The following is a 17,660-nucleotide window of genomic DNA, read 5'->3' as shown; positions in this document are numbered from 1 at the left end:
TGCAGTTATGTGTTTGGCTTTCCATATCCACCGCCTCCTGGGGTCTTTATCAAAATTGTTTCTCCAGATTCGAAGATCCGATCGACCTTGTGTTCGAGCCTGGTTTCTGTGCCATCGGGAGAGATGAGCAGGTTGATTCCCTTGGCTCCGTCACTACCGTTATGAAGACCGAACGGAGCCGTAACCCTTCGTTCGGAAATGACGCTGACATGCATGGGTTCGTTGAATCGAAGGGCCCTTTCAATACCCTCGCCTCCGTTCCATCTGCCGGTTCCGCCTGAACCCTTTCTCATTGCAAAACGGGTTATGCGAACTGTCGGGAAGCGTTGTTCGAGTATCTCGGGATCGGTAAGTCTGGTGTTTGTCATGTGCACTTGTACGCCGGATGCACCGTTATGACCTTCCGTAGCACCGCTGCCTCCGGGTATGGTTTCGTAGTACTGGCTCCCGGTGTTGTCGGGTTTTCCGAACAGAAGGTTGTTCATGGTTCCTTGTGATGCAGCGGCTCTTCCAAGAGCTCCGAGCAGTACATCGACAATCCGTTGCGAGGTTTCAACGTTGCCGACAGCAACAGCCGCACCAGAAGAAGGATTGAGCAGTGAGCCTTCCGGAATGATAATGGTAACGGGTTCGAGGCATCCAGCATTCAGTGGTATATTTTCTTCGATGAGGCACCGAAGTGCGTAGAGAACAGCTGCTGTCGTAACTGCGGCAGGGGCGTTGATGTTCCCTTGATCCTCCGCACTCGTGCCTGTAAAGTCAACCACGATTTTTGGTTCCGTTTCTGCAGCGGCGGTTATACGAATGGATACGGCGATCACGGCACCGTTATCCATGCTGTCGGAAAACGTTGACTCGAATGTTCCCGTCGTGCCGGCAAGCCTTTCGAGAGCCCGGTTAACTGCATGCTTTGCATTTTTTCTGATGAATGACATGTATCGCAGAACCGTTGGGGTTCCATAATCAGTATTCATTCTCATCAGTTCTGTCATGCCTTTGTTATTGGCGGCTACCTGTGCTTTGAGATCGGAGAGCCTTTCGGAAAGGTTTCTTGCCGGGTGGTCTCCGGATGAAAGTAGTTCAAGGACTTCTTTTTCGCGAAATGTTCCTTCACGAACGAGAAGAAAGGTTCCCACTACGATGCCTTCATCTTGAATGGTTCGGCTCGAGGGTGGCATGGATCCGGGAGTGATGCCGCCGATATCTGCATGATGTCCACGATTGGCCAGATAATAGGATGGTGTGTTTTCTTCGCAGAAAACAGGAGTGACTATCGTGATATCCGGCAAATGAGAGCCGCCTTGATGGGGGTTGTTTGCGAGATACATGTCACCTTTCTTCATGGTGTCACGGTTTTCTTTTATGATGTGCCGAACCGTAGCTTCCATGGCTCCTAAATGCACCGGTATGTGCGGAGCGTGAGCGATGAGCTTTCCCTTGTCGTCGAACAATGCACATGAAAAATCAAGACGTTCCTTCATGTTCACCGAGTGAGCCGTGTTCGCGAGGGTGTAGCCCATCTGTTCGGCGATGTTCATGAAAAGGTTGTTGAAAACTTCGAGCATTATCGGATCAGGTCTCTCGCTGTCGTTTTGCTGTTTTGTATTCATCGTCTCAGAGGTATGGGTTTCATCCCTGAGAATGAGGTTATGCATGGCGTCGATCGTGGTTTCGAAACCTTCCTGAACGAAAAGTGTCAGCTGGTCATCGACGATCATGGCGGGTCCGTCGATCTGATGACCGGGTTTCAGCGAGGTTCTGTCTAACACGGGGACCCGTCTGTATTTTCCCGATATCCATACCATGCATGAAGAGCGCGCATGAGCTGGTGCCGGTTTATCAGGTAGCAGGGAAGGGGTGTTTGCCGATGGTACAAAAGAGGCTGAGGAAACTTCGGTACGCATATTCACCACCTCGATAGTATCGGCATCGGGTCTGAAGCCGAACCTGCTGAAATATTCCTTTTTGAAACGTGAAACTATATTCTTCATGTTTTCGAAAGAAGCGGATTCGCGACCTGTTCCTGCCGGAATGGAAAGCCAGGAATCACTCCCTTTTGGCCTGAGATCCAAAAAAAGCCTTGTTGTTATTTCCGCTTTGTTTCCTTCATCTCGAAGTCTCTCGGCGAGTTTTCCGGCCTCGGTTTCCGCTTTTTTTTCAAGACGTTGAAGCAATCGGGTCGTCAAAACCTCCATGACAGCCAGTACTGTGCGTTCAAGCCGGTCAGCCAAGGCTATACCGTATGCTGAAAGAACGCTTGAAAAAGGATGAACGATGATTGTTTTTATGCCGAGTATTCTGGCCATGTCGCATGCATGCTGGGGGGCCGCTCCTCCAAAACACATGAGAGCATGGTCCCTGATGTCATAGCCTCTCGATATTGAGATTTTCTTCATCGCTCTGCACATTATTTCATTCGCTATTCTCAGGTAGCCTTCAGCGAGTTTTTCCGGTGTGTAGGTATGGCCGGTTTTTGCACTGACGGTGGTGGCAAGAGCCCTGAATTTTTCTTTTGTCTTTTCCTTATCGAGGCGTTTATCATGGCTTGTCCCGAATACATTGGGGATGTATTTCGGGATTATCCTGCCAAGCAGAAGGTTGGCATCGGTAACTGTTAATGGTCCGTCGAGTCCGTAACAGGCAGGGCCGGGATTGGAACCGGCGGATTCAGGTCCTACGAGGAGCCGTTCTCCGTCAAAAGAAAGAATCGAGCCTCCTCCGGCTGCGACGGTCTCCACATCGAGCATGTCGGTGTAGAAAGGAACTCCAGCCACTGAACTTTCAAAAACATGGTTAAGGTCACCGTCGTAACGGGATACATCGGTTGATGTTCCTCCCATGTCGAATCCTATGACTTGTTCAACACCGAGTTGTTCGGATAGTCTCGCTGTACCGGTCACCCCACCTGCCGGTCCCGATAGAATCGTGTCTTTTGCATGGAGATTGTCGGCGCTGACAAGCCCTCCCGAGCTCTGCATGAACTCGATTTTTATCGGTCCAGCCAGCTTTTTCAGGGTGTTGGCATAGTTGAAGAGAACCGGGCCGAGGTAGGCCTCAATCATGGTTGTTTGTCCGCGTTTGAGAAAGTTAATGAGCGGCATGACTTCATGAGATGCGACAACATGGCGAAATCCAGCTTTTTGTCGGGCTATGTCGATCAGTTTTTTTTCATGCAAAGGGTTTATCCAGGAGTGTTTCAACACTATTGCAAGGTTTTCGTAACCAAGTGAACGGATTTCCTGAAGAGATTTTTCCGCTTTTTCAGGATCGAGTTCGGTGAGGACAGCGCCACTGGTATCTATTGTTTCCTCGATACCGCAAACATGACTGTAGATCGGTGAGGGTTTGTCTATTCCGAGATTGAAAAGCTCCGGGCGGGTTCCATTGCCGATAGCAAGAAGATCTTCAAAACCTTTCGTTATGCAAAGTGCTGCAGGTGCACCCTTTCTTTCGAGGAGGGCATTGGTGGCAACCGTTGTTCCTATACGGATCGACCCTATCAGGTTGGGATCGAGAGGGTTTTCAGGTGAGAGATTCAGGATTGTCCTGATTCCTGCAATTCCGGCATCTTCATATGCGTCGGATATGGATAGCAGTTTGTGAGTGTGTGCCCGTCCTTCCGGATCGAAACTGACGATATCGGTAAAAGTACCGCCTCTGTCTACCGAGAAATACCACTGTTTTTCGTTGCTGTTCATGTGCGCGATCTGTCTGAAAGTAGCCCTGTTTCGATAGGAATTTTTTTTGAACGGCACCTCTATTCATTTACTGCGCACTATGATTACTTCGTTGATCGGTACTCAGAATCTTCATGTACTCGGTGTACACTCCGTTTTCTTCCCCCCATCTCCTCGTACTCAAGCCGCTTGTGACATCGTATAGCGGTGCTTAAAAAAAGAGTATTGGCGCAAAGTACCTTTTTCCATTGTTTTTTGCCTAAGCCATTTTTTTCCTGTTCAGCGGAATTTTTTAAAAAAGTTGATCATTATATTTGATATTTATGGGCATATGCTTATAATTGTGTTGTGGCTTTGTAAACATCTATAAACGGAGTTCTATTATGAAAGAGAGAATGTTCTATTGTGCGGACTGCAGACATACATGGTCGGTTCCGTTTGGAGCCGGAAGGCCTCAAACCTGTCCGAAATGTGGCAGTAATGCGATTCACAGGGAGCATGTCGATGAACCTGCCGGTCCTCTTGGGCTTGGTCAAGCAAGGCGTTCCGGTAGTGGCTTCGGCGGCCGGGGAGCATGTGGCGCCGGGCGTCCCGGAAGAAACCGCGGAAGAGGTTTGGGGGCAGGAAACGGATTTGGCAATCATTAACAAGGAGAAAACCTGATGGCGTACAAGATTCTTGAGAGTTGTGGCTGTTGTGGCGTCTGTGTCGATGAGTGTCCGGTTCAAGCGATTTCACCAGGTGATGATATCTTTGTAATCGATGAAAAGGCGTGTGTTGATTGTAATGGATATTATGATGAACCGGCTTGCATTAACGTTTGTCCAATGGATTGCATTGTAAAGATGTCCTGAATTCGTTCATACGATCAAATTGTTTCAAGCAGGTTGACAATGATGGAGATCGTTTTGAAAGATTGGTAAGCCATTTTCTGAAACGATCTCATCCCTGTTTTTACCCATTATCAGTAGATAATTTTGTGCGCCGTCAGGCGGAAACAATAACCTCCGGTAATGAACCTCAGGTCTTTGTGAATGGAAAGGAACATTGGGGTGGACATAAATGCGCTCTTTCCTGAGGCATGATAATAGATTGACTTGAAATTAGTTCTTGTGGCGATGCAGACGGTCACGGAGGACGAATGTTGAAAGCATAAGCGTATAGTCCGTTTCTTTACAAGTTTCATCGGCATTGGTATTGGGTTGGAGGCTGCCACAAAAGGGCAGCCTCTTGTATTTTCTTTTCACAGAAGACCTTTAGTCGATATCCCGACCGGCTTTTTGCCGTTATTTTGCTAAATTTCAAATAAATATTGATGAACCAGTGATCTGATTTTTTATATAACCGATTCAATTAAAAATAGTTATGGATATCCTTATCAATGACAAGTCATGCACGGGAGAAGTTGGTGAGAAACTTTCCAAAGTGGCGCTGGAAAGCAAGGCTCATGTTGGTTATGTTTGTGCCGGTCTCGGGATCTGTCAGACATGTTATGTTACTGTTCTCGAGGGAGGGGATTGTCTTTCCGGCTTGAGCGATGTCGAAGAAGCTTTTTTATCCGAGAAGCAGATAAAAGATGGAGCGAGGCTGGCTTGTCAGGCAACCATTGAAAGGGATGGGACAATACGCATTCTTTCCCGTCCTGAAGAGGTTCGGCGTATGGCTTTAAGTAATCCTCTTTCCCTTTTCAGCTACAGTGTTGAAATGGGTAAGGCTGCAGCTGAAAGATTTGTGCCCGGGGTTACCAATGTGATAGACAGGATACAAAAGGGGGAGGTTCGTGGTCAGGCTGCATTGGATGAAGCGTTTTCAGGAATGGGATCGGCCCTGCAACTCAGTATCGATACGGCTACCCAATCAATTCCTTTCAAAGAACAGATAAGCGGTATGGTTGATTTTTGCAAAAAAATGCTCCCTTTTTCCGAACGTTCTCAACACCCGGCTATAGATGAAAATATTCAGCATGTAGCATTACATCGCAAAGGTGAACAACAGGAAACCGGAGCAGATGATCCCGTTGCTGACAGCACAATCGAAACAGCCGGGTTCGAGTCGCTCGGATTCGTTGTTGCCGACAAACTCGGAAGCGCAGGCATTTTCACCTTTACAGACTTGCTCGAGCGGGGAAAAACATCGAAGGGTAGGGGAGAACTCTCGTCCATTTGCAATTTGTCGAAGAAAGAAGTGCTTACACTGGTTAATTATGCTGATTTGTGCAGGGTAAGAGGGATCGATGTACAAACAGCGACGCTTCTCGAGGCGTCTGGGGTCGACACTGTTCCGGAACTTGCACATCGTAATCCATCCAACCTTTATGAGAAAATCCTCGAGGTCAACAAAAAGCAAAGCATTATCGCCTGTGATCCTTCACAGCAGGATGTTGATTCATGGGTAGCTGAGGCTAAGACTCTTCGAAAAGTCATTACTTACTAAATAAGATTGTTTTGTGACCGGCCTTTATGAATACTTTTTTGTTCAAATATAAAGTACTTTAAAAAACAAAGCCCTTTGCACAAACCCAAAAAAGTACTAGAGCAGGCATTTTCCTTTGCGGATGGAAAAATATTACTTTTATATCTATGGACTTACCCTACACAGAGTCCCAAGAAGCTCTCGGTATCGTCGTCACGGGTGGCAGCAGAGGGTTGGGTTATGCACTTGCGCGAGAATTTCTTTTGAAGGGTGATCGCGTCATTATCTCCGGAAGGAACCCCGAGCACCTCGAACATGCTGTTGAATCACTCAAAGCCGAGATCCCAGGATGTGAGATTTATGGAGTTTGCATGGATGTCGGTAATCCTGAAGAGCTCGACTTGTTCACCTCTTTCATCATTACACGCCTTGGTCAGGTTGATCGATGGATAAACAACGCCGGTACATCGGGTCTGCGCAAAGCTCCTCTTTGGCAACTCGAAGCCTCCGATATTCTGGAAACTTGTACAACCAACCTTGCGGGCTCAATGCTGATGTCGAAAATAGCGACTGAAATAATGAGAAACCAACCCAGCGAAGATATACCGTTGTATCACATATTCAATATGGGTTTTTCAGCACCCGGAGCTAAATTTTCCCGATCAAACATTCCCCACAAAGCCTCGAAACTCGGTGTTGCCGCTGTAAGTCATTTTCTCTGCCGGGAATTGCATGAACAGGGAATAAGGGGTATCGGTATACACGAATTGAGTCCCGGTCTGGTAAAAACCGATCTGCTTTTGCGTGACACATCTCCTGAAACGAAAGAATTTCTGGACTTGATAGCTGAATCACCGGAAAAAGTCGCTCGAAAACTGGTTTCGAAAATCAGAGAGGCAAATGGAAGGAAATCACACATCCGTTATCGATCGATCGCCGGTATGGGTCTGCATGCATTAATGCAACTTACTTTGAAAAAAGTCGGCAGTCCGTTGAGGGAGAGGATTCTCGATCTCAGCAGCCGGAAAAGAGGAGATGAGCCACTATGAGGAACAAATTCACCGGCTTTGAGTAGCCTGTTTGTAATAAAGCTCAAACGAATCCTGGGAGAGTGCATTCTGCTGGATAAGCTCGAACGTCAGATTTTGGGCCTCCTGAACCCATAACGCCTCAACAGCGGCTTGAGCTACATCGCTACGATTGATCTTACCTGTCTCGATTCTATCTCCGGTATCGAATAACATCGAATGCTCTAAAGGCCCGTCTTCGTCGATCAAACCGCCTGGCCTTAGAATAGTATAGCTATATCCCTTTTCCCCGTAAAGTCTTCGAACCTCGTTCTCCCCCTCGAGCTTCATGGTTAACACGTTGCCATATTTATTCAGCGGATGATCGGGTTTCGTAACCGCCAGAGAACTGACAAGAATAAACTGCCTTACACCATGCTTTTTCGATCGATGAGCAAGTCGTATAACACCATCTCTGTCGATAACTGAAGGAGGTGGTTGATCGGGGTCCATAACATTTCCTCCGATAGCGCAGATCACTGCATCGGCACTCTTCACCGCAGCATCTATCTCATATTCATTTTCTATACTCCCGATAGTGATTCGATCGACAATCTCCGGTCCGAATGTTTCAAGAGCTTTTTCGCCAGAACGCACGAAAAGGCGATAGTCTATACCATAGTGCTTCAGGCGTTTCACGACCCATTGACCTGTTCGTCCGGTAGCTCCGGCAACCAAAACTGTTCCCGAGTATCTCATATGCTTGAAGTCAAAATTCAAAAAGTAAAAGCCAAAAGCGTGATGCAGCCTAAGAGCTGCCCTGCGCTTGACGCGGAGCATAAAAAGCTTTTCACAGAGCCATCAAACACTACATCCCAAAAAGCCGTTGTGAGCATTCCAAGAACAAGGCGGACAGAGCAGAGGAACCGGAGTGTACACTAAGTACATGAGGATTCCGAGCACTGCCCAACGAAGCTATTGAGATGCGCAACAGGTTTTTTAACCGAAAAGAGAGAACTTCACATTCAAGATCATGGTCAAATCCACCAAACCATGCAGCACGAACACCGACGGCAGATCGCGGTACCAGAAAAAGCTCAACGCCCAGCTTCCAGCGATGAGGATCTGCGTAGGCATGAACAATGGCTTGAGAGGACTCTCCTGGTTGACATGCTCGGGTAACAATTCAATCCAGAACAATCCGTGAATCAATCCGCTATAAACCATAAAAAAAACAAAGCCCCCAATGAACAGCGCCATGGAATTTTTGGAAGCAAAACCGACAAGCTTTTCACCGATGACAAACGCGGCATAGAACATGAAGGTTTCCGCAATACCGTTTCCGACAGTAAAGAGCAGAACAGAAGCAATGTCGAGAGGCCTCCCGCCGTCATAGGTCGAGTTGGTATAGACAAAAGCATTGAAAGCGACAATCAAAAGTGACAAGGAAAGCAGCACTTTGCGGCGCGTATCGAAATTCGCATTGAACGTGAAGGTTTCTTTCCTGAAAAACAGCAGCCCGACAACAATGGCGATGAACCAGTAGGCAAAAATTTTCATCGGAATCGACCACTCCATAACTTATTTTATTTTAAATGTTTAAAAAAACCGAAAAAGAGAATTCAGCCTCTGTTTTTTTACACAGTTTCAGCGGCATGATAGGAACTCCTGACATACGGTCCCGACTGCACTTGCTGTATTCCCAATTCATGTGCATAGATCCTGTAACGCTCGAAACAATCCGGCGTAACATAGGAACGAACGGGGAAGTGCCGTAAAGATGGCTGGAGATACTGGCCAATGGTAAGATGATTGCATCCGATACCCGCAAGATCATTCAATACTTTTTTAACCTGCTGTTCCGTTTCCCCCATTCCAACCATCAGCCCCGATTTGGTCCTGAGATCATATGTTCGTTTTGCAACCCTCAGTACTTCAAGGGATCGAAAATAGTCCGCCTGTGGCCTTACCGAATCATAGAGAGCGGGAACGGTTTCTACATTGTGATTCAGGACATCAGGCTTCAAACTCATAACCCTGTCAAGATCTTCATATTTTCCCTCAAAATCAGGAATAAGACATTCGATGGTTACATCCGGATTTTCCCCTCTTACTGCCTTGATGGTTTCCGCCCATGCAGCCGAACCGCCATCAGAAAGATCGTCGCGGGTAACACTTGTCAGAACAACATGGTTGAGCTGCATCCTCCTGACTGCATGGGCGATTTTTCGAGGCTCATCGTCAGAGGGTAACGGCAGCTGAGTTGCTGATGCCGTTATCGCACAAAAACGACAACTCCTCGTACAGACGTCCCCCAACAACAGAAACGTTGCCGTACCTGACGACCAGCATTCCTGCAGATTCGGGCACATAGCCGATCGGCAGACCGTATTGAGCCCGTACTCTCCGATCAGCTTTTTCGTTGTAGCAAAATGCTCAGTTCCTGAAAGCCGTACCTTCAACCATTCCGGTTTTTTCAGAATCTTCATATCAAAACATACGTTGCCGATCCTCTTTAAAAATCAGAATATATAAAAGATACCGCCGTTTTTCCGTACTTTTCAGGGAAAGTTTTGTGCACCTTATGATAAAAAACATTATCAAGCCATACATACTATGAGAGTTCTGAAAAATCTTTTCGAACAAAACAAGGAATGGGCGGAAAAAGTCAAAGAATCAGATCCTGATTTTTTTTTGAAGCTATCCAAACAGCAAAGTCCGGAATATTTATGGATAGGCTGTTCGGATAGCCGTGTCCCCTCAAACCAGATTGTAGGCATGCTGCCAGGAGAAATCTTCGTGCATCGCAATATTGCCAATGTGGTGGTTCCTTCGGATCTGAATTGTCTCTCTGTTATTCAGTACGCAGTTGAAGTGCTGAAGATAAAGCATATCATAGTTTGTGGACACTACGGATGTGGAGGAGTCAAGGCTGCCTTGGAAAGCAGGGAACACGGACTGATCGACAACTGGCTCGAGCATATTCGGGACGTCTATCGAACACACAGCGAAGAAATAGATGCTATCGACGATAAGAACGAAAAGCTGGACAAGATGTGTGAGCTTAACGTTATCGAACAGGTAATCAACGTCTGCAACACGACTACTGTTCGAAACGCATGGAAATCAGGTCAGAAACTGTCCGTTCATGGATGGATATACGGTATTGAAGACGGAATTTTGCAAGATCTGAATATCTGCGTAACCGGCCTCGAAGAAATTCCCGGTCATAACGGCTAAAAAAAACCCCATTCGATCGTAAAATCGAATGGGGTTTACACCGTTTCCGATCTATCGTCTTTTACCTCCCGTTTTCATTCCCCGCATCATGCCGAATTCCAAACGATGAGCATCCATAATCTTTCTTTGATCATCGTTCAAAATACTTCGCAGGTAAACAATCGACTTTATCCGTTCGGCCGTCATTTGTCCATGAATATTCCCGACTTTTCTTGACATAGCGTCTATTGACTTCATATCGGGATTTTTACGGTTAGCTGCTTCCGCAAGATCAACCTGCAACAACTGTAGCTGCGAATGCAGGTTTATCATGGTTTTTCGCTTCTCAACCTTTTTCTTCTCGAGCAGGTCAATCTGCTCGGCAGACAGATTCAAGTCATTCATGACTTGCGGTCCGGCAGCCATCAAACCTGGCCCCCCTTTAGGACCACCACCCGCATCGAAACCCTGCCCAGCGCCAAAAGGCTTTGCCTGAACAACCGACAATGGTAAAACAATAGCAACAAGAACTGCCGTGAATAGTCTTTTCCTAAGTTGAAACACCGTTTCCCTCCTTTTTTTCAGATTTATCAAAATATGCAGACAGTTGTGATTAAAAATATCCGGGTCTCTTTACTCAATGAGATACTCGCTTACCGTATCTGAAACCCCGTAATGTTCATAATTGAATTCAGTGTTATACATGGTGTAATTGTAGTCGTTTTCCATACCGGTGGCTTCGAGGTCCTCTGCATATGCTTCGAGAACTTCAAGTCGCGTCATATCGCTGCCGTTACCCGAAAAAAACATGGGGCTGATGACAATGGCAAGAAAAACTGCCGCTGCCGCCAAAACCGGCACTCCAAGCTTCAGCAGCTTAACGTTATGGTTGCTTTTTCTCTCCAAACCCGAAGAAACAACACTAACAACACTTTCAACCTCTTCCGCAGAGATCATCCTTTCAGAAACTCCGGCCTTTAGTGCTTCCACTGCAACAGAATAATGCTCGGCTTCCTGCCGACAGTGAGCACATACCGAAAGATGATCCTCCAACTCTTTTCTCTTGCTTTCGGAAATAAATCCAAGAGCCATCTCTGCAATTACATGTTCTGCCTCAGTACACTTCATTGAGCCCTCCTACTTTTACATAGGCTTCTTTAAAAGCCATCAATCCTCTTCGTAAACGGGTTTTCACTGTTCCAAGTGAAATACCCAACGTTTGTGCAATCTCATGAAGCTGCATATCGGCTTCAAAGCGTAATGCAAGACACTCACGATACTTTGGCTTCAATTTTTGTAGCGCATGCCGGACCAGATCCTGTCTCTCGCCCTGAATAAAACTCCGTTCAGCTGTTTCTTCGACCATTTCTACCGGCATGGATTCACTCCTCGGCACTTCACGCCTCTTTCTTAAACGCTGCCTACCAAGATTCAAGGCAAGTTTATAAAACCAGGGTTCAAAGGGCCTATCGGGATCATACTTCTGTCGTTTTTCATACGCATGTACAAACACATCCTGACTGTAATCCTTTGCATCTTCAACTGTACCCATAAGCTTGAGACCAATCCCGAATACAGAACCCTGGTAATTCTCAATAATTTCTTCAAGAGCCTTCAAGTCTCCGTCATGAAATCTCTGTGTGATGTCTCGATCGATTCCTGTCATTGGCTCTTTTATAGTTTCTATGCATGAAAGCATAGAAAGGTTTCATTTTTTTTCTGACTTAAGACATTTGACGTCATGAAGACAAGAGAGCATTCGCCGTAAACAGGAGGGTAGGGAAGTATAAAGCAGGGAAGAATTTTGCTGATCACTGAAAGCCCCGTTCCCCGAACACACAGCAGGGCGGATAGCACCAACGACACTATGAGTTCGGGATTGGCAAGAAAAAATAGGGGTATGCAGTATCAGTTTTCCTTGTCAATGAACTGGATGACATTGCCTTGTTCATCAAGAACGCAGACACCTTTGTGATATCCAGCGGCTACCTTGACACGATAACGACGGTTCTTTTCGTTGAAACTCGAGCTTACCGGGGTTGCGCTTCCACGCCGAAGCCCCCAGAACTTTTCGGCTTCGTGAAGTGCACTTCTTTTGATCCGGCCATCAGCGGCATGTCGGTTTTTCTCCCATTCGTTACGCCGATTGTGACCGATGCGAAGATCACGTTCATGCTGTCCTGACTTGTAACCGTCACGGTAAGCCTGTGTTTTATTGTAGTTATTCGATGAAGCATTGTGCAGACCATCACGGTACCCCCTTTCGAATTCTGCCTTGTCCTGATGGCTATCATAACGGGTGCCTTCGGAATAATGCCCGTCATGGTGGGAGAGTGCGGCAATACCCAGTAGCGCGGCGGCTGCAATAGCTGTAGCGGTACCATTTCCGTCACTGACAGAGGTTGTTCCGCTCACACCGATATTCAGGGTGAAATTGGCTGTTTCGTTTCGGCGAGCGGCATTCCGCATCAGATACACCTGAATGGTGTATTTACCGGACGCTGGCAGTTTACCTGAAAAGCTGTTGCCTTTAGTCGAACCGATGTACATGGCCTGGTCACCCGGCCCCTTGCCGGGTTTGTAAAGGTTAAAATAGTTTGAAGTGTTATTTGTCTTCAGATCGACAGTCATGGTCTGACCAGCTTTTGCATCAAGAGTGTAATTGACTGACTGATAACCGGTTATCGAGGACTTGATAGCTGTACTGCTCGCCCCACGCGCGAACCGTACTTTCTCGTAGCGTTCCTCCTGAGAGTACGCATCGAAAGAAAAAACCAAGGCAAGCACCATGAGAAGAAACAGCCTGAAAGGGTTTCTCATTTCCATTTTCAATCTCCATTAAATTGATTATAACAGAAACAAATAGATTGAAATACAAACAGCTTATAGATAAAAAGAACATTTATAACGCAAATAATTCATTATTTTTTTCAATAATTTACAGCAAACGTAACATGTACTTTCTACCCGCCCTCAGAAACTGACGAAAAAGACGAGACAGACGTTGCCGGAACCTCGGGAGTTGATTTACAGTTATTGATAACACAAAAGGCGTTTTTACTGGATCACAAAATTCTGTTGATCATGAAGAGATATTTTCAGCTTTCACCGGCTTTCCTGATGGTATTTTTGCTGACATCATCCCTGTTCCTCCTTTCTTCCTGCAGCCCTGACGGTGCAAAAAGCGAAAAGGAGGCTGTAGTAGCTTCGAAAGAAGATGAAGGTGCCGTGAATCAGGATGTTTCAGAAAAAAATGTCAATCCTCTGGTCGAGACACAATGGCGTCTGGTGGAGTTCCAGTCGATGGATGATGAAATAGGAATACAAAGGCCAAGCGACCCATTGCTCTATACCATGGAGCTGAAAGGGGACAGTACGGTTCACATGCGTCTCAACTGTAATAACGCAAGCGGCACCTGGACTTCTGAAGCTTCTTCCGACCCCTCGAACGGCAGCTTCGAATTCGGTCCTCTCGCGACGACAAAAGCTCTTTGTCCTCCTCCAAGTATGGACGAGCAAATCGCCTCGCATGCTCAATATGTCCGGTCTTATCTGCTCAAAGAAGGAAAGCTTCACCTGAGCCTCATGGCTGACGGTGGCATCTACGTCTGGGAGCCCCATGGGGAAACACCTTAATATGTCACTTAAGGTCACCTCCCGGAAATAATCCGGATCGATCATATCAGCAAACGATCAAACAGCTACTCAAGCAAGGAAATGATTGTTTTTGTATAGCCGTTCCTTTTGCGCGTGAGACTTGAGCAGTCTGAATGCGCGATCAAAATCATCAAAGCGCTAAAAAAACAACGTCATCGGTGGAATGGAACATTCATCAGTTCAAGGGGGGAGAAGGGAAATGTATTATATTTCAATAATTTAAAATCAAAAACAAATTTCGAATGAACGTTGAAATTAAAGAAACAAAAGAAATACCTCCCGAGTCCATTCTTGAACTCTATAAGCTCAATAAATGGTCATCCGCTGAGAAACCAAACCTTCTCTATCAAGCTTTGATACACTCAAATACACTCATTTCCGCCTGGATAGATCAGAAACTGGTAGGCATAGCAAATGCGATCTCCGATGGCCATCTTGTCGTTTACTACCCTCATTTTCTTATACACCCGGACTATCAGGGCAAAGGTATTGGCAAGAAAATAATGGAAGCCATGCAAAACATTTATGGAAACTTCCATCAGCAAATGTTGATGGCAGATGAAAAAGCAATCGGGTTTTACAAAAAATGTGGATTCGAGAAAGCTGGCAAGACAGAATCCATGTGGATCTACCAAGGAAATGACCATTGAATATAGCGACTCTGCAGACCCTGAGACACCTGTTTTATAACACCTAATTATGTAAAGCTTATGCACAAATTTACATAATTTATATTATACAACAAACTCATTCGACAGGGAAAGGACAATCATCAAACTCCGTAGAATGATAACCCTTCACCCCAATGATGTGCGCTAAAGGGCTCAGTAGTTTTTCATTCGCTTTCAGCCTTTCGAGGACATTGCTGAAATTATGTTGAGGAACCCAACCGAGCTCGTTCCTTGCTCGTTCGTTGACATAGATCCTATCAATCGAGGGAAACATTTTCCAGCCACGACGTTTATACTCGGCTTCATAGTCAGGAACTCTTCGTTTGAGCACCGCAGCTGCGTCAGAACGTAACTCAGGCAAATCATCTTGTAAAAATGGAGTCGTTGCACTGATGACATATCTGGCAAAACCCAATGTTGTTGCTTTTTCCATAGCCAGTAAATGTGCCGTCACTACATCTTCAATATCGACCCGGCGAAACAGAAATTCATTGGCTTTGACATTACTATCCTCATATTCTTCTCGTACTTGTTTTTTATCGTCTTCTTCCGGGAAAAAACGAGAAGTCCTCAAGATTAGACACGGAAGATGATGGTTACGATGAAACAGTTGACAAAGATTCTCCGCTGCTACTTTGGTCACTCCATAAATATTTTTGGGAACTGGCATCACATCCTCGGTTATCCAAGCGGCCGAAGCACCTGCAGTGGGAATCAACGCATCACCAAAGGCGCTGGTTGTACTCGTATAGATAAACGAGTTTACTCCGGCTGACACTGCCGACTCTAAAAGGCTGAGCGTTCCTGTAATATTGCTATCAATAAAACTTTGCCGACAATGAGTGACAACATGAGGCTTGTGCAAAGCTGCTGTATGGAAAACGGTATTTATTCCTTCCATACATTTTTTGACAAATTTTTGGCTCGATATTGTACCTACTTTATCGGTAAAATCGGAATCAACAATATCGATGCCTACAACATCATGCCCCTGACATTTCAGAGTCCGAACAAGTGCTTCCCCTAAATGACCGGCACTACCTGTTACCAAAACTTTCATAATAGTTTAGGGTTGTTTCTATGGCGGTCTTTATCACGCAGAGTTTTTTTCTCGAGATTTTTTTTAATGGCCTGTGTCAAGTCCACCCCAGTCTGGTTGGCAAGGCAGCAGACAACAAAGAAGACATCAGCTAATTCATCGCCCAAGTCAGATGAATCATCTCCGGGTTTGTAACTCTGATCCCCATAGGATCGTGTCATGATCCGAGCTACCTCCCCAACTTCCTCCATGAGAATACCAAGGTTGGTCAATTCACTGAAATATCGTACTCCCATGGTTTTTATCCACTCATCCACAAGCTTCTGACAGCCACTTACGGTTAATTCCTCCAATCTATCTCTTTTCACAAGCCAGACCCTCCCAAAAAGTTACCTTTTAGCGCTCCCAAGCCTTTTTCAATGAAAATACTCTTGAAAAGCAGTATTTCAAGCAGTTCGATCATAATGCTGTTTTCTTGCTACCACTCCCCCAGCCGCCGCCAAGCGCTTTATAGAGTGAAACCAGCTGAACCGATAAAGAAATCTCGTTTTGCACCAGCTCATCCTGTGCAACAAGAAGCGTACGCTGTGCTTCAAGAACTTCCAGAAGATTGAATTTCCCTTTGTCATACAGCTCTTGCGACAGGTCCGCGGTACTCTGCAGCTTTCTTACTCTACGATAGAGCTTTTCATGGCGACGTTGCTGGGCACTGTACGTCGCAAGGTTATCTTCAACTTCTTTATAAGCAGCGAGCACGGCTTTCTCGTACTTGATCAATGCCTGCTCCTGTTGTGCCGTTTTTACATTGATGTTTGAGCGAATACGGCCGGCATTGAAAATAGGCAAAATAAAGCTTGGCCCGAAGCTTGAAGCGCGACTGTCTGAATCTGTAATCCGGTCAAAGTCGAGAGCTTCATAAGCAAACAAAGCACTGAGACTCAATCTGGGCAGCAAATCAGCCTTGGCAACGCCTACACGTTCTGTAGCTGCAGCCAGCCGCCTTTCCGCCTCCCTGATATCCGGGCGGCGATCCAGCAGTTCAACAGGCAAACCTACTTCAACATCTGCAGGTAAATCTGGCAAAGGTTTTTCCAATGAAAGCCGTTCAACATACTTCCCGGGCAATTCTCCGAGTAACGTTGAAATCGCATGTATTCTTTGACGAACCTCTCCTTCGAGAACCGGTATTTCAGCAGTCAGCCCAGCCAAGTTTGCAGACACTTCATTCACCTCGACTTCCGACGCCAAACCTGCCTGAAATCTTTTTTCGGTCAGCATCAATCTTTTCTGTACGGTAGCCATATTCTTCTCGATCAATGCCACTCTTCTTTGGAAGCCCCGCAACTCAATGTAGCTGCAGGAAACCTCACCAATGACCGAGACAAGAACATTGCGCAGATCTTCAAGGGCAGCACCTTCTTCGGCTTTTTTTGCTTGCTTTTCATGACGAGCACGCCCCCATAAATCAATCTCCCACGACGCATCGAAACCCACCCTGTACTCGTTATAATCGAGGTCGGACAAATAGCCGTAAGGACCATTTTCACTCTCATGCTGACGCTTGTAACCCGCACTGCCCTTCAACTGAGGATAAAGCGCGGCCTTTGAAACCCCATAAGCAGCCCTGACTTCACGCAGCCTTGCTTCGGCCAATCGAAGATCATGATTCGAATCGACTGCTTTCTCAATGAGCTCCCCCAACATCGGATCGTTGAAACAATCCCACCAAGAGACCAGATCGACCTGCTTCGATCCCCGGATTCCAATGGGGACTCCCGGCTTATCATCAATCATCGGATTCTGGAGTGTTGCCCAGCCATCGGGTGTTTCAACCGTAGGCTTTGTATATTTCGGCCCAACCATACAGCCTGAAAACCCCATGGATATAATGAGGACAAACAAATAGAAGGACTTTTTGGAATTAATATTCAAACCGTCGATACAGCAAACTTTCTTCGTCTTTTCCATTATCACAACT

Annotated in this window: 18 protein-coding genes; 7 read left to right on the top strand and 11 right to left on the bottom strand. The window is 46.2% G+C overall.

Annotated features, from left to right (window positions below; genetic code table 11):
- Window positions 1-5 precede the first annotated feature (5 nt).
- Window positions 6-3,698 (bottom strand): hydantoinase B/oxoprolinase family protein, encoded by a 3,693-nt coding sequence (locus CR164_RS00720; RefSeq protein WP_110021998.1) that lies wholly within the window; start codon window positions 3,696-3,698, stop codon window positions 6-8.
- 362 nt (window positions 3,699-4,060) lie between these two features.
- Between CR164_RS00720 and CR164_RS00715 the strand changes: the two genes are divergently transcribed.
- From CR164_RS00715 to CR164_RS00700, 4 genes are all read left to right on the top strand, one after another.
- Window positions 4,061-4,324: a hypothetical protein gene (locus CR164_RS00715; RefSeq protein ID WP_110021997.1), complete on the top strand. Its 264-nt coding sequence runs from the start codon at window positions 4,061-4,063 to the stop codon at window positions 4,322-4,324.
- A 15-nt stretch (window positions 4,325-4,339) separates the two neighbouring features.
- A complete protein-coding gene (locus CR164_RS00710) occupies window positions 4,340-4,531 on the top strand; it encodes a 4Fe-4S dicluster domain-containing protein (protein WP_110021996.1) in 192 nt (63 codons plus the stop codon).
- Between the two features lie 511 nt (window positions 4,532-5,042).
- On the top strand, window positions 5,043-6,110 hold the full coding sequence (locus tag CR164_RS00705) for a DUF4332 domain-containing protein (protein ID WP_110021995.1): 1,068 nt from the start codon (window positions 5,043-5,045) through the stop codon (window positions 6,108-6,110).
- Window positions 6,111-6,256: 146 nt separating this feature from the next.
- Window positions 6,257-7,138 carry an SDR family NAD(P)-dependent oxidoreductase gene (locus CR164_RS00700; RefSeq protein WP_110021994.1) on the top strand — a complete coding sequence of 294 codons (882 nt, stop codon included), beginning with the start codon at window positions 6,257-6,259 and terminating at the stop codon, window positions 7,136-7,138.
- Window positions 7,139-7,147: 9 nt separating this feature from the next.
- Here the strand turns inward: CR164_RS00700 and CR164_RS00695 are convergent, their stop codons facing one another.
- The 3 genes from CR164_RS00695 to lipA all read right to left on the bottom strand — a co-directional run bounded on the left by CR164_RS00695 (window position 7,148) and on the right by lipA (window position 9,585).
- A complete protein-coding gene (locus CR164_RS00695) occupies window positions 7,148-7,855 on the bottom strand; it encodes an SDR family oxidoreductase (protein ID WP_110022283.1) in 708 nt (235 codons plus the stop codon).
- A 240-nt stretch (window positions 7,856-8,095) separates the two neighbouring features.
- A complete protein-coding gene (locus CR164_RS00690; RefSeq protein WP_161953463.1) occupies window positions 8,096-8,674 on the bottom strand; it encodes a hypothetical protein in 579 nt (192 codons plus the stop codon).
- Between the two features lie 59 nt (window positions 8,675-8,733).
- Window positions 8,734-9,585, bottom strand: a complete 852-nt coding sequence (lipA, locus tag CR164_RS00685; protein ID WP_110021993.1) for a lipoyl synthase — start codon at window positions 9,583-9,585, stop codon at window positions 8,734-8,736.
- Window positions 9,586-9,712: 127 nt separating this feature from the next.
- On the opposite strand from lipA, the gene can reads away from it, so the two are divergent.
- Window positions 9,713-10,336 (top strand): carbonate dehydratase, encoded by a 624-nt coding sequence (gene can / locus CR164_RS00680; protein ID WP_110021992.1) that lies wholly within the window; start codon window positions 9,713-9,715, stop codon window positions 10,334-10,336.
- A 51-nt stretch (window positions 10,337-10,387) separates the two neighbouring features.
- On the opposite strand, the gene CR164_RS00675 is transcribed toward can, so the two are convergent.
- From CR164_RS00675 to CR164_RS13120, 4 genes are all read right to left on the bottom strand, one after another.
- Window positions 10,388-10,879: a Spy/CpxP family protein refolding chaperone gene (locus tag CR164_RS00675; RefSeq protein ID WP_161953462.1), complete on the bottom strand. Its 492-nt coding sequence runs from the start codon at window positions 10,877-10,879 to the stop codon at window positions 10,388-10,390.
- 69 nt (window positions 10,880-10,948) lie between these two features.
- Entirely contained in the window at window positions 10,949-11,443 is a 495-nt protein-coding gene (locus CR164_RS00670) for an anti-sigma factor family protein (protein WP_110021990.1), read from the bottom strand.
- Entirely contained in the window at window positions 11,430-11,981 is a 552-nt protein-coding gene (locus CR164_RS00665; protein WP_161953461.1) for an RNA polymerase sigma factor, read from the bottom strand. Before CR164_RS00665 ends, CR164_RS00670 begins: the two co-directional genes overlap by 14 nt.
- Before the next feature lie 242 nt (window positions 11,982-12,223).
- Entirely contained in the window at window positions 12,224-13,141 is a 918-nt protein-coding gene (locus CR164_RS13120; RefSeq protein WP_193525184.1) for a hypothetical protein, read from the bottom strand.
- A gap of 258 nt (window positions 13,142-13,399) precedes the next feature.
- On the opposite strand from CR164_RS13120, the gene CR164_RS00650 reads away from it, so the two are divergent.
- Window positions 13,400-13,951, top strand: a complete 552-nt coding sequence (locus CR164_RS00650) for an META domain-containing protein (protein ID WP_110021988.1) — start codon at window positions 13,400-13,402, stop codon at window positions 13,949-13,951.
- A gap of 263 nt (window positions 13,952-14,214) precedes the next feature.
- On the top strand, window positions 14,215-14,622 hold the full coding sequence (locus CR164_RS00645) for a GNAT family N-acetyltransferase (RefSeq protein WP_110021987.1): 408 nt from the start codon (window positions 14,215-14,217) through the stop codon (window positions 14,620-14,622).
- Window positions 14,623-14,719: 97 nt separating this feature from the next.
- On the opposite strand, the gene CR164_RS00640 is transcribed toward CR164_RS00645, so the two are convergent.
- The 3 genes from CR164_RS00640 to CR164_RS00630 form a co-directional block, all read right to left on the bottom strand.
- Window positions 14,720-15,703 (bottom strand): NAD-dependent epimerase/dehydratase family protein, encoded by a 984-nt coding sequence (locus CR164_RS00640; protein WP_110021986.1) that lies wholly within the window; start codon window positions 15,701-15,703, stop codon window positions 14,720-14,722.
- Window positions 15,700-15,978: a nucleotide pyrophosphohydrolase gene (locus CR164_RS00635; RefSeq protein ID WP_110022281.1), complete on the bottom strand. Its 279-nt coding sequence runs from the start codon at window positions 15,976-15,978 to the stop codon at window positions 15,700-15,702. Before CR164_RS00635 ends, CR164_RS00640 begins: the two co-directional genes overlap by 4 nt.
- Before the next feature lie 163 nt (window positions 15,979-16,141).
- Window positions 16,142-17,650, bottom strand: a complete 1,509-nt coding sequence (locus CR164_RS00630) for an efflux transporter outer membrane subunit (protein WP_161953460.1) — start codon at window positions 17,648-17,650, stop codon at window positions 16,142-16,144.
- Window positions 17,651-17,660: the final 10 nt, after the last annotated feature.

Source organism: Prosthecochloris marina, assembly GCF_003182595.1.
In the GTDB taxonomy this organism is placed as follows: Bacteria; Bacteroidota; Chlorobiia; order Chlorobiales; family Chlorobiaceae; genus Prosthecochloris; species Prosthecochloris marina.
Note: the sequence above shows the minus strand (reverse complement) of the source record. Positions and strands in the feature narration are given on the sequence as shown.

Coding starts and splice junctions, on each gene's coding strand:
- CR164_RS00715 (WP_110021997.1), top strand. CDS start 4,061: ATGAAAGAGAGAATGTTCTATTGTGCGGACTGCAGACATACATGGTCG.
- CR164_RS00670 (WP_110021990.1), bottom strand. CDS start 11,443: ATGAAGTGTACTGAGGCAGAACATGTAATTGCAGAGATGGCTCTTGGA.
- CR164_RS00640 (WP_110021986.1), bottom strand. CDS start 15,703: ATGAAAGTTTTGGTAACAGGTAGTGCCGGTCATTTAGGGGAAGCACTT.
- lipA (WP_110021993.1), bottom strand. CDS start 9,585: ATGAAGATTCTGAAAAAACCGGAATGGTTGAAGGTACGGCTTTCAGGA.
- CR164_RS00690 (WP_161953463.1), bottom strand. CDS start 8,674: ATGGAGTGGTCGATTCCGATGAAAATTTTTGCCTACTGGTTCATCGCC.
- CR164_RS13120 (WP_193525184.1), bottom strand. CDS start 13,141: ATGGAAATGAGAAACCCTTTCAGGCTGTTTCTTCTCATGGTGCTTGCC.
- CR164_RS00720 (WP_110021998.1), bottom strand. CDS start 3,698: ATGAACAGCAACGAAAAACAGTGGTATTTCTCGGTAGACAGAGGCGGT.
- can (WP_110021992.1), top strand. CDS start 9,713: ATGAGAGTTCTGAAAAATCTTTTCGAACAAAACAAGGAATGGGCGGAA.
- CR164_RS00665 (WP_161953461.1), bottom strand. CDS start 11,981: ATGACAGGAATCGATCGAGACATCACACAGAGATTTCATGACGGAGAC.
- CR164_RS00710 (WP_110021996.1), top strand. CDS start 4,340: ATGGCGTACAAGATTCTTGAGAGTTGTGGCTGTTGTGGCGTCTGTGTC.
- CR164_RS00650 (WP_110021988.1), top strand. CDS start 13,400: ATGAAGAGATATTTTCAGCTTTCACCGGCTTTCCTGATGGTATTTTTG.
- CR164_RS00630 (WP_161953460.1), bottom strand. CDS start 17,650: ATGGAAAAGACGAAGAAAGTTTGCTGTATCGACGGTTTGAATATTAAT.
- CR164_RS00705 (WP_110021995.1), top strand. CDS start 5,043: ATGGATATCCTTATCAATGACAAGTCATGCACGGGAGAAGTTGGTGAG.
- CR164_RS00645 (WP_110021987.1), top strand. CDS start 14,215: ATGAACGTTGAAATTAAAGAAACAAAAGAAATACCTCCCGAGTCCATT.
- CR164_RS00700 (WP_110021994.1), top strand. CDS start 6,257: ATGGACTTACCCTACACAGAGTCCCAAGAAGCTCTCGGTATCGTCGTC.
- CR164_RS00635 (WP_110022281.1), bottom strand. CDS start 15,978: ATGGGAGTACGATATTTCAGTGAATTGACCAACCTTGGTATTCTCATG.
- CR164_RS00695 (WP_110022283.1), bottom strand. CDS start 7,855: ATGAGATACTCGGGAACAGTTTTGGTTGCCGGAGCTACCGGACGAACA.